This window comes from Blautia sp. ZXY-1-B12, assembly GCF_056339915.1.
In genome coordinates, this window is record NZ_JBWJVP010000027.1 from 1 (window position 1) to 16693 (window position 16693).

The window sequence follows — 16693 nt, forward strand, 5'->3', positions numbered from 1 at the left end:
ACGGCGGCGGGAAAGAATACCGGTCATCATGGCGTTGAAGAAATTTAAGAGTCCCACCAGCCCGATGATAGCACAGAGGATACCACCTATCAGAAGGAACATCTGCCGGAACTGAGCAAATTCAGAGCGAGCCGTGGCCTTGCTTTCATACATCAAGGGCGAAAACTCACCGGCAGTGAGCTTCGATAGATATTGCTCTGCTTCGGCCTCGTCCGCTTCGTCCGCTGTGTCGAACAGGTAGAGCATCGGAATGGCTGCACCACCGCTGTCCCTCTGTGCGGTGTCCACAGACAAAACTGCATCATAGCCAACGCCGCTATAACGATAACTCATGGAATTCGGAAGTTCTACCAAGGCGCAGACCGTGTACTCTACATCTCTGGCTCCATACAGTTTTTTCTGACGGTACTCCTCCGGTGTATCTTCGGTGCGGAGTTCTCCGGTGCGGCTGTCGATATATTTCACATCATCCGCATAGGTAGCCGTGATCGTGTCTCCCACCTTGGGGTAGTATTCAGGATTGAGCAGATTACCGTAGTCATCTAAGGAAACCGCAATGGCAATGGCGTTATTGTCCGGCTCCAGCATAGGAGAAATATCTCCGTCGAGCACTTGCAGCTTGTCAAACAGACTGTTATCCAGAGCCTCGATTCTGGTATCTCCCATCACCATATTGCCCCGGTGCTCCATGCGGCTCATATGGGTGTCCAACTGCTCGGCGCTTTCGTACCTTGCATAGTCCTGCCGCAGAGCATCCTCCGTCATCCACAGATATGCGGGTTTTCGCACAGCATATCCCGTGCCGGAAAGACTGGCCTTTGTGTTTGCTGCGATCTCTCCGATCTGTTCCGGCGTGATGAATTCATCTGCTGGGTTATAACGAAAATAGTCGGGAGTGCTGACGATAAAATCGGCGCAGGTCATGGCGGATACATACTTCTCCATGCTGAAGCCGCCCACAAAGGCACACAGCGCATTGAACAGTGTCACCGACAGTGCCAGAGACAACACCACCAGTACCGTCTTTTTCTTGTGTCGTCCCAGATTGGCAAAGGCCATCTGATGGAGCTTTGCTCCTCGGATGCTGCGCCGTTTTTTCTTGGTCTGCATCACATCCGTATATTTGGTAGCCTCCACCGGAGAGACCTTGGCTGCCATTTTTCCGGGCTTGGAACAGGACAAAAGCACCGTCAACAAGGCGAACAGCATAGAACCAAGGAAGATCACAGGCGAAGTGCTGATGGTGGTGATGCCTGTATTCAACTGGATGGAGTGCAAGACAACAGGCATCAAAACAGCGCCGATGCCGTAGCCCAGCAGCAGCCCCGCCGGAATGCCGATCAGACAAAGCAGAAGTGCCTGCTGGCGAATGATGCGTTTGAGCTGCCGGGGCGTTGTGCCAATGGTTTTCAGAAGTCCGTAAAACCGGATATCCCCCGCAACAGAGATCTGAAAAATGTTATAGATGATAAGATACCCCGTGAAAATCACCAGCAGCAAAAAAGCTGCTATGGCGATCATCAGCTCTGGATCGAGCTGCGATTCCAGCTGGGATGAGGTATATCCCCAGTTGACGCCGATCCGGACGCTGTTGGGATCAGTATAGCTGTCCCATGTGTAGCCAAGATCGGTATCCACCTGCTCCATCTGCCCTTGAATGTTTGTGCCGGAGGTCAGCATGACATTCAAATCGGTGCGGAAAGGCTGTAAACCTGTTTTCACTGCCTGCGCTTCGATGTCATCTGCGTAATCACGGCTGATGTTGATGTAATGAACAGGCATTAGTTCATCATAGTCCCAATAGCCCACCAGCGTAAAGGTATCTGTTACAGTAAAGGCGGTTTGATCCTTGTCCGTAATGGAATAGGAAACCGTGACCTCGGCGCCCAGCTCCGGCGTTACGCCAAGCAGCTGCAACGCTGCCGTATCCATGGCTACCTCTTTGCCGCTTTCGGGCATCCGTCCGGTAGTAGGGGTGGCATAGCTCCATTTAGTGCAGTTGGCATCCATGTAGCTGATCTCTGCCGGTATTTTGGCAAAGACCCCCTCCGCAGTGATACCGATTACCTTCCGTGCCCCCGTAGCCTTTACCTTTGGGTGGGCAGCGATGCGTTCCGCCTGCTCGGGGGAAACATCCTTAAAGGTGCCATGCGCATAGCCGCCTACCTGCCGAAACTGGTAGGTTTCATAGCTGGCGTTCAACGACAAGACAATGGTGAACATGGAGGTAAATAGCAGCGTGGTCAGCGCAATGGCAAAAATAGCGATCAGATTGCGGCGACGGTTCGCATAAAGAGATTTTAAGCTGAGCTTTCGAATACATTTTCTGTTTTTGACATTCATCGTAGCCACCTCCCGTTAGTTCTGGGAGACGATCCGACCATCTTCGATACGGATAATGCGGTCTGCCATCTGCGCAATTTCTTCGTTGTGAGTGATCATTACGATTGTCTGGGCGAACTTTTGACTGGTGACTTTCAAAAGGCTCAATACATCCTGGCTGGTTTTGGAATCCAGATTGCCGGTGGGTTCATCTGCCAGAATGATAGCGGGTGCTGCCGCCAGCGCACGGGCAATGGCTACTCGCTGCTGTTGACCGCCTGAGAGCTGATTGGGCAGCGCATCCAGACGATCATCCAGCCCAAGTGTCTGTACAATCTGCTGTACGAAATCCTTATTGACCTTGCCACCGTCCAGCTCAATGGGTAGAACAATATTTTCATACACATTCAGCACCGGAACAAGATTATATGCTTGGAACACAAAGCCGATTTTCCTGCGGCGGAAGATGGTCAGCGCTTCCTCCCTCAGGGAGAAAATATCCTGTCCGTCCACCATGACCGTGCCACTTGTAGGGCGATCCAGCCCGCCCAGCATGTGCAGCAGCGTGGATTTGCCGGAGCCGGATGTGCCGACAATTGCAACAAATTCGCCCTTCTTTACACTTAAATCAACTCCATCCAACGCATGAACTGCGTTATTGCCGGAGCCATAAATCTTTCTCAGGTTTTTTGCCTGTAAAACTTCCATAAATGAGTACCTCCATGAAAAAATCTGTATGTATGAAAGGAAATGGTCCTTTGATACATACAGATTATCGCATAGGAATCTTTCCACATTCTTTCCGGCGGAAAATGAAATCTAACAGTTTTGATAGAATTGTTGTTATTTCGGCAGAAATATGGAAAACGTACTTCCTTTTCCCGGAACGGAAGCAACCTTGATATAACCGCCCTCTCCGGATATGATCTATCGGGCAAGGTATAAGCCAATGCCGACCCCTTCTTGTTTCTGCACACTATTTGAGCGGTAAAAGCGAGCAAATATCTTCGCTTGCTCACTTTCCGAAATGCCTGTGCCAGTATCCGATATATCGATCCTTTCAAACAGTTCATAGCTTACAGCAGAAATCCTGATTGTGCCATGCTCTGTATATTTGATGGCATTGTCTACGATATTAGCCAGCGCTTCCGCTGTCCATTTGAAGTCGAATACAGCAAAAGCATTGGTATCTTGCAGTTGCAAAGACAATCCTTTTTCAGAAGCCTTGGCGGCATATTGTTCTACTACGCTTTCAAGCAGCGGCTGCAGCGCTGCTTGCTGAGGGGAGAGTGAAATGATCCCATTTTCCAGTCTGGAAAGCTTTACGAGAGAATCGATCAAAAATCGCAGCTTTTCCGATTGTTTGTACAATGCCTCCACATTTGCCTTCGTTGATGCAGGCAGAGTTTCCTCCATCAAAAGCTCGCTGTATAACAGCAGGTTTGCAATCGGCGTTTTTGTCTGGTGGGAGATGTCCGCAATCAAGGTTTTGATTTTGTCTTTTTCCTGCGCTACATTTCGATAAGATGCTTCTGCGGCGGAAAGATAGTGCGCAAACTTCGTTTCCAATGCAGACAGCTGGCTTTCATCAAAATTGGTTTCAGAAAAGGAACCGGTCATGGCAGCGTCCAGCATCCTTTCGATTTCTTCCATCGTTTTTCTGGCCTTTCTCCGCTCCCATAATACAACAGCTGCCGCCGCCAGAAAACACAGCAGTATGATCACAATGCCGGTTTTATTCATCTTTTATCACCCAGCTATAACCGATTCCATAGACGGTTTTAATGTACTTTTGTGCACCAAGCTTATCCCTCAGACGCTTGATTGTAACGGACAAAGCATTTTCATCCACATATTCTGCGCCATCTGTCCAGATCCGGTCGACAAGGTCTCCACGGGTCATGGTTCGACCACGATTTTCAACAAGCAGACGCAGTAATTTTTGTTCTGTTTTACTCAATTCCACTTTTGAATCTCCCACATAAAAGGTCATAGCCTCAAAGTCAAAGTGAAATAGATCAATATGGATCGATACATTTTTATGGTTTGACGCTTGCTTTCGCAGTTGGGTATTCACCCTTGCCCGCAAAACCGAAAGAGAAAAGGGCTTGGTAATGTAATCATCAGCGCCCCTCTCCAGTCCGTCTACGATGTCCAGATCGGTGTCATTGGCAGTCAGCAGAATAACAGGAACTCCGGGCATGTTTTCCTTGACTTCCCGGAGCAGCTCAAGCCCACTGCCATCTGGCAGATTGATATCCAACAGGATTAGGGATACACTACCGCAAAGCAATTGCTCTCTTGCCGCTTTTAGATCATGGCAGGATATAATCTGACGGTCATCTGCTTTCAATGCTTTACTTAAACCCTGATTCAACCCTATATCATCTTCAATAATCAATAATTGTTCCATGTATCTCACTCCTTCGTTATTCAAATGCCACCATCATTTCCTTGGGCAATTTTTTTCGTTTCGTTTTGGATTTCTGTTTCAGCCGGACAGCATGAATAGCACCTTCGGCAACCAGAAGTTCCCAGTCATATCTGGAGTTTTTGATTGTTCTGTTTTATGTGGCAAAGATTGATAAGAAAGCTATAAAAAAGAGGTTATGCGCACATCACATGTGCATAGCCTCGCTCCATTCTTTCTCCCTGAATCCGGTAAGTACAAAGTCATCTCCGATTACCAGAGGCCGTTTCACCAGCATTCCATCTGTAGCAAGGAGTTTCAGCTGCTCATCTTCAGACATATCTTTTAACTTATCTTTTAATCCCATTTCCTTATAGATCATTCCGCCTGTATTAAAGAATTTCTTCAGTGGAAGACCACTTTTTGCGTACCATTTCTTCAGTTCTTCGTAAGTAGGATTTTCTTCTTTAATAGCCCGTTCTTCATAATTGATATTGTGTTCGTCCAGCCATTTCAGGGCTTTCATGCAGGTACTGCATTTGCGGTAAACTAAAACTTTCATAGACATTCTCCTCGTATAGATTTATCGTAACTATTTACAGGTAATTACTTCCTCCATTATTGTTCCAGATAGATATATCATAAATTGGAAAGGGCGATTTTGCAAGAGAATGTTATGGAAGAATTGTAAGGTTCAGGTTTTCATGTTAATATATCCATATACAAAAGAAAAAACAGTTCCAGTTCCCCGGAGAGGAGAAATCATGCGTGATGAGACGAAGATGGACGTATATACGTCCGGAGTGACTGGCGCGGAGTATGATGCAGGAATGAAACAACTTATGAGCAATAAGGAGATTATCATTCCCATTTTGCAGATGACAGTGCCGGAGTTTAAAACGTGCTCACAGGAAGAAATTCTACAGTGCTTAGACATTTCTTCTATTACAAAAGATGATTTCGTAAGTGATATACCAAATGTAGAAAAGGATCTGAGATTAACAAAAGAAGACAGTGAACTCTCATCTCTTGTGGAGAAACTGGTGAGGTTTGATATTCGGTTTAAAATAATAAATCCAAAGTTATCTACAGAGAAAATAAGAGTGAATTTACATATTGATATGGAAGCGCAGAAAAGCTACCGTCCAAGTAATCCGTCATACCCTATATTAAAACGTGCAGTATATTATGTGGCCAGAGACCTTTCATCTCAGTTAAGTACTATTACGCAGACTACAGATTATTCAAAGTTGGAAAAATGTTATTCCATATGGATCTGTGCAGAGGATGTGCCAAAGAAACTGCAGAATACATTGACGGAATACTCTTTTTCGAAGAAGGATATTATAGGGGTAGCAGATGAACCTGAGGAGGATTATGATCTCTTAACAGTAATTATAATCCGACTGGGAAAAGAAACAGAAGAAAAAGGAATATTTGATTATCTGAAAGGGCTTTTTACTGGTGATATAAAGAGAATACAAAGATATTCACATATAGAATGGTCAGAACCATTTCAGGAGGAGGCGAGCAAAATGACAGGATTTGGAGATATGATTTATGAAAGAGGAATACAGCAAGGAATGCAACAAGGAATACAGCAAGGCCGTCATGAGGGAATGATTCTGGGGGCTCTCATGAGTGGAAAAACTCCAGAAGAAGTTTCGAAGATGTTGAACTTGCCTCTGGAAGAAATAAAAAAAGTTCAGGAACAGCAGATGACTGTGAACAAGTAGTGAAAGTAAATTACAGATATAAAATTAATTGGGAACTGGGAGCATTAATCAAGCTAATCATAAAAGAGGCTATGCACATTATACGTGCATAGCTCCTTTTGCGTTGGTATTTATGCATTGCGAATATCTGCCTGAAATCAATTTTCTGATTTTAATGCGTCTTCCAGGAATTTCACCGCATCTCTGACACAGTCATCACAGGAGCGGATTACCTTTCCGGTTTCCACACCCTTTAAGTCTTTACATATTACAGTTCCATTCTGCTGTTTAAACTGATTCATGACAGAGCGGACAGTCTGAGAGGTTCCGGCTTTGTCCTGGTTAATAAGTCCAGCTACAACTGCCAGCACCGGAGATTGCTCCGCATGTACCGGCCATAGTGCCAAGACCTGCACCGAATCCCTGTGTGATCTTTTTGAGTGTATCCTCATCCATAGATGCCTCTTTACAGAAAGAACAGGCCACAGCCTGTGCACAGTTATAGCCGTTATGTTTCTTTTCTACTGCTTTTTCACATCTTAAATTTTTCATATATAAAATCCTCCTGTGTATAAATTTTAACCGAATCAAGTAAGTCCCCTGCTTGACTTGCGAAAAGTAATAAGCAGTGGGTGGGGACTTGAAGATATAGTTTATGATAGCACCTTGAACCTGTTTTTACAACCTTCACAAAAATTTTCAATTTACAAAGATTTTACTTTAGCGTGGTTTTACATTTAACTTTGGATTTCTATAATAGCACTTGTAAATGAGGCAACAAGTTATAAAACATAAAGATATTAAAAAGGAAATGAGCCTTTCACTTTATATTAAAAACATGGCTCATGGGAAGAGGAGAAAATTATCATGAAGAAAAAAATCGCAACAATCCTTACAGCAGCAGTTATCGGAGCAACAGCTTTCACAACAATCGTAAGTGCAGCAAGCGGAGACATCACAGTTGTATCCCGTGAAGATGGTTCCGGTACACGTGGAGCATTCGTAGAACTGTTTGGAATTGAAGAAGAAAAAGACGGTGAGAAAGTAGATATGACTACAGATGAAGCAAGTGTAACAAACAGCACATCTGTTATGATGACAACTGTTGCAGGTGATGAAAATGCAATCGGTTATATCTCACTTGGTTCTCTGGATGATACAGTAAAGGCAGTTAAGATCGACGGTGTAGAAGCTACTGTAGATAATGTTTCCAATGATTCTTACAAGATCGCACGTCCATTCAACATCCTTACATCTGATAAAGAAAGCGATGCAGCAAAGGATTTTGTAAACTACATTATGAGCTCTGACGGACAGAAGATCGTAGAGGACAACGGATATATCAAAGAAGCAGCAGATGCTAAGGCTTATGAAGCAGCAGACGGAGTTTCCGGTAAAGTAGTAGTTGCAGGTTCTTCTTCAGTAACACCGGTTATGGAGAAACTTGCAGAAGGCTATGAAGCAGTAAACAAAGACGTAACTGTAGAAGTTCAGCAGAGTGATTCCACAACAGGTGTAAACATGGCAGCAGAAGGAACAGCAGATATCGGTATGGCATCCCGTGACCTGAAAGATGAAGAGAAAGACCTTGGTCTTACAGCTACAGTTATCGCAAGAGATGGTATCGCAGTTATTGTAAACAAAGACAATGATGTTGATGAACTTACAAGCGATCAGGTAAAGGCTGTATACACAGGCGAGACTACTACATGGGAAGATCTTGCTAAATAATGTAACAGATTTAGTTTCAGAGCAGTTCGCCTGTGAATGAAATAGTACAGCAGGCGGGCTGTTTGCATGTTGAAAATCATATTTTCAGAATCACTGTAAAAGTGACAGGTTATGATTTTTGATACAGGGAAAGAAAGGTGTAATGAATGAACCACTTTAAAGAAAAAGCAATGAAATGTGTATTTCTGATCGCAGCCTGTACTTCAGTGTTGGCAGTGTTTCTGATCTGTGCATTTCTGTTTGCAAATGGTGTCCCGGCTATCGGGAAAATCGGTCCGCTGAAGTTCCTGCTGGGAACAAAGTGGAAGCCGTCAAATGATATTTTTGGAATCCTTCCAATGATCGTAGCAAGTATCTATGTAACTGCAGGTGCCATTCTCCTGGGTGTGCCGATTGCACTCTTTACTTCTGTTTTTATGGCACGTTACTGCCCGAAGAAAATTTACAGACCATTGAAATCAGGAATTGAATTGATGGCAGGTGTACCTTCTATTGTATATGGTTTTTTTGGCCTGATTCTCATTGTTCCTCTGATCAGACAGATTTTCGGCGGAACAGGAACCAGTATGCTGGCAGCCTGTGTTCTGCTTGGAATGATGATCCTGCCGACTATCATCGGAGTTACGGAATCTGCGATCCGCAGCGTACCTGAGAGTTATTACGAAGGTTCACTGGCACTGGGAGCAACCAAGGAGAGAAGCATCTTTTTTGTCATGCTTCCGGCAGCAAAATCAGGTATTCTGGCAGCAGTAGTACTTGGAATCGGTCGTGCGATCGGTGAGACAATGGCAGTTGTAATGGTTGCAGGTAACCAGCCGAGAATGCCACAGGGAATCCTGAAAGGTGTCCGTACAATGACTGCAAATATCGTCACTGAGATGGGTTATGCAACAGGTCTTCACAGAGAAGCTCTGATCGCAACAGCAGTTGTGTTATTTATCTTTATTCTTATCATTAACCTGAGTCTTTCTTTACTGAACAGGAGGGCAGAACATGCAAATTGATACAGCAGCGGCAATTGATTTGTCCAAAGAAAAAAAGCAGAATGAGTCTTCTTTCTCAGATCAGATGAAGGCATATATTAAGCATCCGGGATCAGGTGTTCTTGCATTGCTTACCCTTTTAGGTGCAGTCCTGACATTTGCATTACTGTTCTTTCTGATCGGATATATTCTGGTCAAGGGCGTACCGTATCTGTCAACAGACTTGTTCAGTTTAACTTATAATTCAGAGAATCTTTCCTTACTTCCTTCTCTGATCAACACATTCATCCTGACGGTTGTTTCACTTGTAATCGCAGCACCGCTGGGAATCTTTGCAGCCATCTATCTGGTAGAATATGCGAAAAAAGGAAGTAAGCTTGTAAATGTGATCCGTATTACAGCAGAAACACTTTCAGGAATTCCTTCTATTGTATATGGCCTTTTCGGTATGCTGTTTTTCGTAACAGCACTGCATTGGGGACTTTCTCTTCTGTCCGGTGCTTTCACATTGGTAATTATGATTCTTCCTCTGATCATGCGTACTGCGGAAGAAGCCCTGAAATCTGTTCCTGATTCTTATCGTGAAGCCAGCTTTGGACTTGGAGCAGGTAAACTTCGTACCATCTTCACCATTGTTCTGCCATCAGCAGTACCTGGTATTCTGGCAGGTGTGATCCTGGCCATCGGACGTGTGATCGGCGAAACAGCAGCCCTGATTTATACAGCAGGTACAGTTGCAGAGGTACCGAAGAACTTGATGGGTTCCGGACGTACTCTGGCACTTCATATGTATGTGCTGTCAGGTGAGGGCCTTCATATGAATCAGGCATCTGCAACAGCAGTTGTTATTCTGGCATTTGTTCTTGTAATCAATTTCCTGTCCGGAGCAGTTGCCAAACGAATTGCGAAAGGATAAGAAAAATGAGTGGAAATGAAAAAATAACAGTTGAAAATATGAACTTACATTACGGAAAGTTTCATGCGCTGAGGAATATAAACATGGCAATTCCGGAGAAAGAAATCACAGCTTTTATCGGGCCGAGTGGCTGTGGTAAATCTACACTTCTGAAATCTTTAAACCGTATGAATGACCTTGTTGAGGGATGTGTGATCACCGGTAAGGTACAGCTTGACGGTGAAGATATTTACGGAGATATGGATGTGAATCTTCTGAGAAAAAGAGTGGGAATGGTATTCCAGAAGCCTAATCCTTTCCCTATGAGTATTTATGATAACATTGCATATGGACCGAGAACCCATGGAATCCGTTCCAAGTCTAAACTGGATGATATTGTAGAAAAATCTCTCCGCGATGCGGCAATCTGGGATGAAGTAAAAGACAGATTAAAGAAAAGCGCACTGGGTATGTCAGGCGGCCAGCAGCAGAGACTTTGCATTGCCAGAGCACTGGCAGTTCAGCCGGAGGTACTTCTGATGGATGAGCCTACATCCGCACTTGACCCTATCTCAACTTCCAAGATCGAGGAGCTGGCGATGGAGTTAAAGAAGGATTATACCATTGTTATGGTAACTCATAATATGCAGCAGGCTACACGTATTTCTGATAAAACAGCTTTCTTCCTTCTGGGAGAAGTAGTTGAATTTGATGATACTGATAAACTGTTCTCTATGCCTTCTGACAAGCGTACAGAGGATTACATTACAGGAAGGTTTGGTTGATTATGTCAAAGTATTTCGAAAGACAGCTGGAGGAACTGCACGTTCAGCTTATCACACTGGGAAGCTATTGTGAGAAAGCAATTTCATTCTCTGCAAAAGCAATCCAGAAGGTGCAGAATGAAGAGATTGCCCGCCAGGTTTTTGAGACGGACAGAGATATTGATGCCAAAGAAAGAGAGATTGAGAATCTGTGCCTGAGTCTTCTGCTTCATCAGCACCCGGTTGCAAGAGATTTAAGAGAGATATCTGCAGCATTGAAGATGGTTTCTGATATGGAACGTATCGGTGACCAGGCAGCAGATATTGCAGATCTGTCTTTATATGTTGCAAAGAATACCACTGCGATCCCGGAGACTATCACACAGATGGCGGAAGATACTGTGCGTATGGTAACTGAGAGCGTGGATGCTTTTGTAAAGAGTGATCTGGAGCTGTGCAGAAATGTCATTGACAGAGATGATGTGGTGGATGATGCGTTTAACGAGATTAAAGAGAAGCTTGCAGATATGATCTACGGAGGAAATCTGGATGCCAAGACCGGACTGGATCTTCTTATGACTGCCAAGTATTTTGAACGTATCGGAGATCATGCAGTGAATATTGCTGAATGGGTAGAATATTCCATCACAGGACAGCACAGAAATAATGAGCATCAGGATTATCTGAATAATTAATTGAACAGAGAAAGTTTCTGATTTTGAATATAATTATTTGGAAGCAGGGCTTTTTATATCCGCAGGCGGGAACCGTTTGCGGATATTTGAGTTATTATATATCTCAGTCGGAGACCGATTTCTGACTGAGATAAACGCTCCGTAAGGATGCGCAGCGATATCTGCCTGAGGTATTAAATAAAAAGGGGAAGTGAAGAGAAGTGACAAAAAAAATCTTTAAATCTATAATGTTTGTATGTGCATTGGTTCTGGCTGTGGGACTGGCTGCTGTAATGGGAATCCTTTACAGCAATTTTGACGGACAGATGCGGAAAGAACTGTCTAAGGAAGCTGCTTATCTGGCATATGGTGTGGAGCAGCAGGGCGTGGATTACCTTAAAAATATTAAGGATAAAAGTGCAAGAATTACTTATATTGATCAGGATGGAACAGTACTGTTTGATAATGAAGCAGATGTTTCTGAGATGAAGAATCACAGTGACAGAACTGAGTTTCAGAAGGCAGAGAAATATGGTGCAGGAGAATCTTCGAGATATTCGGATACACTTTCTGAGAAAACCATTTATTATGCACTGCGTCTGAAAGATGGTACGGTACTGAGAGTTTCCGGTACACAGGATTCGGTGCTGGCACTGGTTGAAAATCTTATATTTCCTTTATGTGGGCTTTTATGTCTGATGCTGATCTTATCAGGAATTATGGCATCTGCAATATCAAAACGAATTGTGAAACCAATCAATGAGCTGGATCTTGAAAGTCCGGAAGAAAATCGGATTTATGAGGAACTTTCTCCTCTCTTAAGTAAGATACACAGACAGAACCGGGAAATTCAGAATCAACTGGAACTGGCGAAACAGCAGCAGGAAGAGTTCGCTCTTATCACAGAGAATATGCAGGAAGGGTTGATCGTGATTGATAAATATACGATGATCCTTTCTGCAAATTCCAGTGCATGGAATCTGTTTCATATGGACAGGGGGTGTCAGGGAGAAAGTGTTTATTGTCTGGATCGTGAGGAAGAATTCAGACATGCCATTGAGCAGGTGCTTAGTGGAGAACATACGGAACTGGTACTGAAATTAAATGGAAGTGATATTCAGCTGATCGCTAATCCTGTTATACGGGATAAGAAAACCGAAGGTGCGGTAGTGCTGCTTGTTAATGTAACGGAAAAGCTTGAGAGAGAAAGTCTGCGAAGAGAATTTTCCGCAAATGTCTCTCATGAGCTGAAGACACCGCTGACTTCTATTTCAGGATTTGCGGAGATTATGCAGAGTGGTCTGGTGAAATGTGAGGATATTCCCCAATTTGCAGGGCGTATTTATAAGGAAGCTCAGAGGCTGCTGCAATTGGTTGAGGATGTGATCCAGATATCACAGCTTGATGAGGAGAAGACTTCCTATACCTGGGAACCAGTGGATGTTTACCAGGTTTGTAAAAATGCGTTTGAGAGTCTGAAGGAAAAAGCGAAGAGACTGAACGTGCATCTTTATATCTGCGGAGAATATATGAAGATGGAGGCAGTACGGACACTTCTGGAAGAGGCGGTTTATAATGTTTGTGATAATGCAATCAAGTATAACCGGAATGAAGGAAGTGTGAGTGTTTTTCTGACACAAACTGCGCAGGAGATTCAGATTGTGGTAAAAGATACAGGTGTGGGTATTCCAAAGGAAGACCAGGACAGAGTGTTTGAGAGGTTTTACAGGGTGGATAAGAGTCACTCTAAGGAAATTGGGGGTACAGGACTTGGGCTTTCGATTGTGAAACATGCAGTTGGGGCTCTGAAGGGAAGTGTTATACTGAGAAGTGAAGAAGGAAATGGAACGGAAATTTGTATGAAGTTTCCTAAGGTGCATAAAGAATAATTGGATATTACTAGGGGGACGCGCGAAGCAGCATCTCTCTGTGAGTTCAGTTCCGGGGGCTAAGTAACTCTAAGGTTTGAAAAATCCGCTAAAAACATGAAGAAAAATGCAAAACTCGCTTCGTTGCAAACTTCGCTCAAACACGTTGCTATTTTTCTTCATAACGCGGATTCCCCAAACCTAAGAGTTACTAAGCCCCCTCCAAATTCACCCACAGAGAGATGCTGCTTCGCGCTGGAAACTGGCTGTGATAGTTTTTTTGCACAAAGGATGCTATCTGTTTCAAAGGTGGGACAGGTAGGGTTCTTTTTTGATTTGGCGGATTATTTTAATGGGAATATTTAGTGTTTTCAATGGGGGAGTTTTCTGATAAGATGAAGATTGAAAATTGTTGGAAAACGGTCATTGGGAGAGCTGCTGAGAGAGATGTTTTGATAGTGAGTTGAGATGGCTTTTGTGGAGAAAGGAAATAGATATTATGAATAGTTATAAGCTAGATTTGGAGAAGTATGCTGCATTGGCGAGACAGGCTGTGGCTGAGGGGTGTGTGTTGCTGGAGAATGAGGGACAGGCGCTTCCGTTGAGAGATGGGGAGAGGGTTGCTGTTTTTGGACGTATGGCGTTTCATTATTATAAGAGTGGGCTTGGCTCTGGTGGTTTGGTGAATACGAGGTATGTCGTGGGGATTCTGGATGCTTTGAAGGAGTGTGAAGGGGTTCATCTGGATGAGAAGCTGATGGGGATTTATGAGGATTGGATTATGGAGAATCCTTATGATGAAGGTCAGGGTTGGGGGCGTGTGCCTTGGTGTCAGAAGGAGATGGATGTGACAGAGGAGATGCTTGACTGTGCGCGCAGGGATGATGTTTCTTTGGTTGTTATTGGCAGAACTGCGGGTGAGGATCAGGATAATAATGCGAAGGCTGGCAGTTATTGTCTGACGGAGACGGAGGAGGATATGATCCGCCGTGTCTGTGAGGTGAGTAAGCGTACGGTTGTTGTGCTTAATGTTGGTAATATTATTGATATGAGCTGGGTGCAGAAGTATCATCCGCAGGCTGTTCTGTATGTATGGCAGGGTGGCCAGGAAGGTGGAAATGGTGTTGCTGATGTGCTGACTGGTAAGGCTTGTGCGTGTGGTAAGCTGACGGATACGATTGCTGCTGATATTAAGGATTATCCATCTACTGAGAATTTTGGGGATCCGTTTAAGAATTATTATAAGGAAGATATTTATGTCGGATATCGTTATTTTGAGACGTTTGCGAAGGATAAGGTGCTTTATCCGTTTGGGTATGGGCTGTCTTATACGACTTTTGAGACGAGAGCGGAGATTCTTAAGAATACCGGGGATGAGATTACGGTGTCTGCGACGGTTTCTAATACTGGTGAGGTAAGGGGGAAAGAGGTTGTTCAGGTTTATGTGAAGGTTCCGCAGGGGAAACTGGGAAATCCGGCCAGGAGGCTGATTGGGTTTGCGAAGACGAAGGAGCTGGCACCTGGAGAGCAGGAAGAGATTTGTATTGTTATTCCAAAGTATGATATGGCTTCTTATGATGACAGCGGTGTGACAGGGCATAAGTCTTGTTATGTTCTGGAAGAGGGATGTTATGAGATTTTTGTCGGCAGTGATGTGAGAAGTGCGGTGTCTGTCGGATGTTATGAGGAAGAGTTCCGGGTGATTGAGGAGCTTGAGGAGGCTTATGCGCCGGTTGAGAAGTTTCAGAGGATGAAGGCTGTTTTATTGCCGGATGGGACTTATCAGGCGGTGACTGAGGATGTGCCGGTCCGTACGATTGATCCTCAGGAGCGTAGGGCGAATGAGATGCCGGAAACTTATGTCTATACAGGCGATAAGGGATATAAGCTGGTGGATGTGCTGGATAAGAAGGTTTCCATGGAGGAGTTTGTTGCGCAGATTAGTGAGGAGGATCTGATCGCGATGTTCCGGGGTGAGGGTATGTGTAGCCCGAAGGTTACTGCGGGAACGGCGGCTGCTTTTGGCGGAGTGACAGATGGCCTGACTGCGCTTGGAATTCCGGTTGGATGTTGTTCGGATGGTCCGTCCGGTATTCGTATGGATTGTGGTACGAAGGCGTTTTCACTGCCGAATGGAACTTCTCTTGGCTGTACTTTTAATGTGGAGCTTGTGGGTGCATTGTATGAGATGACTGGTAAGGAGCTTCGTCTGAATAAGATTGATTCTCTTCTTGGACCAGGTATGAATATTCACAGAAATCCATTGAACGGACGTAATTTTGAGTATATTTCTGAGGATCCGATTCTTACAGGCAGGATTTGTGCAGCTCAGGTGAAGGCTATGGCGAAGTCTGGAATCGGAAGTACGATCAAGCATTTCTGTGGTAATAATCAGGAGGTTGGAAGAAGTACTTCGGACTCTGTGATCTCTGAGAGAGCTTTGCGTGAGATTTATCTGAAAGGTTTTGAGATTGCGGTAAAGGAGGGTGGTGCACGTTCTGTAATGACTACTTATGGAAGTGTAAATGGGCTCTGGACTGCAGGTAGCTATGATCTGTGTACAACTATTCTGAGAAAAGAGTGGGGATTTCAGGGTATTGTCATGACTGACTGGTGGGCGAAGTCCAATTATGAGGGTCATCAGGCAGAGGTAACTGCGAAAGCTCCTATGGTAGCTGCCCAGAATGATATTTATATGGTAGTGAGTGATGCGAAGTCCAATCCGGAGAATGACGATGTGGAGGAAATGCTTCATGCAGGAAAAATTACTGTGGGAGAATTGCAGAGGAATGCTGCCAATATCCTGGGATTTCTGTTAAAAAGTCCTTCTGTTTTATTGTTGACAGACAGAATATGTAAAGAAGAACTGGAGGCTATGAATACAAAGGAAGAGGACGATGTGGATGCCGGAAGTCTGGTAAGTATTGAAAGTGATTCGGTGACACAGAAAATTGTAATTGACGGTGCATTATTACATCCTGCAAAGGGAAAGGCAGATGTGATTGCTGTGACTAACGAGTTCATGGGTGATTTCACAATGAAGTTTACTTTGAAATCTGATCTTGGTGAGCTGGCTCAGCTTCCAGTTTCTGTATTTTTGGATAATATTCATAAGATGACTGTTTCAGTACAGGGGACCAATGGAAAATGGGTAGAAGAAAGCCGCATCCTGAATATGGAATTTGGTCATAATCACTATATCAAATTTTATTATGGTGCGGATAATCTTGAAATTAAAGAAATTGTGCTGATTCCGAATAGGTAAGACCAATTTTAGGAACGCTTGCAAAACTATATCCTTTATGGCATAATTATGAAAATACTCAGAACC

Annotated in this window: 15 protein-coding genes; 8 read left to right on the forward strand and 7 right to left on the reverse strand. The window is 44.1% G+C overall.

Annotated features, from left to right (window positions below; genetic code table 11):
* The 5 genes from AC075L_RS02180 to AC075L_RS02200 form a co-directional block, all read right to left on the reverse strand.
* Positions 1-2343, reverse strand: a 2343-nt coding sequence (locus AC075L_RS02180) for an ABC transporter permease (protein WP_476387077.1), incomplete at its 3' end; no start/stop codon positions are given.
* Positions 2344-2358: 15 nt separating this feature from the next.
* A complete protein-coding gene (locus AC075L_RS02185) occupies positions 2359-3030 on the reverse strand; it encodes an ABC transporter ATP-binding protein (protein ID WP_025577740.1) in 672 nt (223 codons plus the stop codon).
* Between the two features lie 219 nt (positions 3031-3249).
* On the reverse strand, positions 3250-4065 hold the full coding sequence (locus AC075L_RS02190) for a sensor histidine kinase (protein ID WP_476387078.1): 816 nt from the start codon (positions 4063-4065) through the stop codon (positions 3250-3252).
* The gene (locus tag AC075L_RS02195; protein WP_020993179.1) at positions 4058-4735 is read right to left on the reverse strand and encodes a response regulator transcription factor; all 678 of its coding nucleotides are present in this window, start codon (positions 4733-4735) and stop codon (positions 4058-4060) included. Before AC075L_RS02195 ends, AC075L_RS02190 begins: the two co-directional genes overlap by 8 nt.
* Before the next feature lie 205 nt (positions 4736-4940).
* On the reverse strand, positions 4941-5300 hold the full coding sequence (locus tag AC075L_RS02200; protein ID WP_025577743.1) for an arsenate reductase family protein: 360 nt from the start codon (positions 5298-5300) through the stop codon (positions 4941-4943).
* A 316-nt stretch (positions 5301-5616) separates the two neighbouring features.
* Here AC075L_RS02200 and AC075L_RS02205 point away from each other — a divergent pair, with 316 nt between their 5' ends.
* Positions 5617-6468 carry a hypothetical protein gene (locus AC075L_RS02205; protein WP_144137355.1) on the forward strand — a complete coding sequence of 284 codons (852 nt, stop codon included), beginning with the start codon at positions 5617-5619 and terminating at the stop codon, positions 6466-6468.
* 137 nt (positions 6469-6605) lie between these two features.
* Here AC075L_RS02205 and AC075L_RS02210 read toward each other — a convergent pair whose 3' ends face one another.
* Positions 6606-6818 (reverse strand): C-GCAxxG-C-C family (seleno)protein, encoded by a 213-nt coding sequence (locus tag AC075L_RS02210; protein ID WP_476387079.1) that lies wholly within the window; start codon positions 6816-6818, stop codon positions 6606-6608.
* Positions 6790-6999, reverse strand: coding sequence for a C-GCAxxG-C-C family (seleno)protein (locus AC075L_RS02215; RefSeq protein WP_476387080.1), 210 nt, complete (start codon positions 6997-6999; stop codon positions 6790-6792). Before AC075L_RS02215 ends, AC075L_RS02210 begins: the two co-directional genes overlap by 29 nt.
* A gap of 315 nt (positions 7000-7314) precedes the next feature.
* Between AC075L_RS02215 and AC075L_RS02220 the strand changes: the two genes are divergently transcribed.
* The 7 genes from AC075L_RS02220 (at position 7315) to AC075L_RS02250 (ending at position 16627) form a co-directional block, all read left to right on the forward strand.
* Positions 7315-8178, forward strand: a complete 864-nt coding sequence (locus tag AC075L_RS02220; protein ID WP_008705068.1) for a substrate-binding domain-containing protein — start codon at positions 7315-7317, stop codon at positions 8176-8178.
* Between the two features lie 146 nt (positions 8179-8324).
* A complete protein-coding gene (pstC, locus tag AC075L_RS02225) occupies positions 8325-9182 on the forward strand; it encodes a phosphate ABC transporter permease subunit PstC (protein WP_008705066.1) in 858 nt (285 codons plus the stop codon).
* On the forward strand, positions 9172-10077 hold the full coding sequence (gene pstA, locus AC075L_RS02230) for a phosphate ABC transporter permease PstA (protein ID WP_008705064.1): 906 nt from the start codon (positions 9172-9174) through the stop codon (positions 10075-10077). The genes pstC and pstA overlap by 11 nt, the downstream gene beginning before the upstream one ends.
* Before the next feature lie 5 nt (positions 10078-10082).
* Entirely contained in the window at positions 10083-10841 is a 759-nt protein-coding gene (pstB, locus tag AC075L_RS02235) for a phosphate ABC transporter ATP-binding protein PstB (protein ID WP_008705063.1), read from the forward strand.
* A gap of 2 nt (positions 10842-10843) precedes the next feature.
* On the forward strand, positions 10844-11515 hold the full coding sequence (gene phoU / locus AC075L_RS02240) for a phosphate signaling complex protein PhoU (RefSeq protein ID WP_008705061.1): 672 nt from the start codon (positions 10844-10846) through the stop codon (positions 11513-11515).
* 200 nt (positions 11516-11715) lie between these two features.
* The gene (locus AC075L_RS02245) at positions 11716-13383 is read left to right on the forward strand and encodes a sensor histidine kinase (RefSeq protein WP_271742401.1); all 1668 of its coding nucleotides are present in this window, start codon (positions 11716-11718) and stop codon (positions 13381-13383) included.
* 478 nt (positions 13384-13861) lie between these two features.
* Positions 13862-16627: a glycoside hydrolase family 3 protein gene (locus tag AC075L_RS02250; RefSeq protein ID WP_195999103.1), complete on the forward strand. Its 2766-nt coding sequence runs from the start codon at positions 13862-13864 to the stop codon at positions 16625-16627.
* The last annotated feature ends 66 nt before the right edge of the window (positions 16628-16693 follow it).

Bases quoted from the DNA above. Each gene is read 5' to 3' on its own strand.
- pstA (WP_008705064.1), top strand. From the start codon at position 9,172: ATGCAAATTGATACAGCAGCGGCAATTGATTTGTCCAAAGAAAAAAAG.
- AC075L_RS02190 (WP_476387078.1), bottom strand. From the start codon at position 4,065: ATGAATAAAACCGGCATTGTGATCATACTGCTGTGTTTTCTGGCGGCG.
- AC075L_RS02250 (WP_195999103.1), top strand. From the start codon at position 13,862: ATGAATAGTTATAAGCTAGATTTGGAGAAGTATGCTGCATTGGCGAGA.
- pstC (WP_008705066.1), top strand. From the start codon at position 8,325: ATGAACCACTTTAAAGAAAAAGCAATGAAATGTGTATTTCTGATCGCA.
- AC075L_RS02200 (WP_025577743.1), bottom strand. From the start codon at position 5,300: ATGTCTATGAAAGTTTTAGTTTACCGCAAATGCAGTACCTGCATGAAA.
- AC075L_RS02215 (WP_476387080.1), bottom strand. From the start codon at position 6,999: ATGAAAAATTTAAGATGTGAAAAAGCAGTAGAAAAGAAACATAACGGC.
- pstB (WP_008705063.1), top strand. From the start codon at position 10,083: ATGAGTGGAAATGAAAAAATAACAGTTGAAAATATGAACTTACATTAC.
- phoU (WP_008705061.1), top strand. From the start codon at position 10,844: ATGTCAAAGTATTTCGAAAGACAGCTGGAGGAACTGCACGTTCAGCTT.
- AC075L_RS02185 (WP_025577740.1), bottom strand. From the start codon at position 3,030: ATGGAAGTTTTACAGGCAAAAAACCTGAGAAAGATTTATGGCTCCGGC.
- AC075L_RS02220 (WP_008705068.1), top strand. From the start codon at position 7,315: ATGAAGAAAAAAATCGCAACAATCCTTACAGCAGCAGTTATCGGAGCA.
- AC075L_RS02195 (WP_020993179.1), bottom strand. From the start codon at position 4,735: ATGGAACAATTATTGATTATTGAAGATGATATAGGGTTGAATCAGGGT.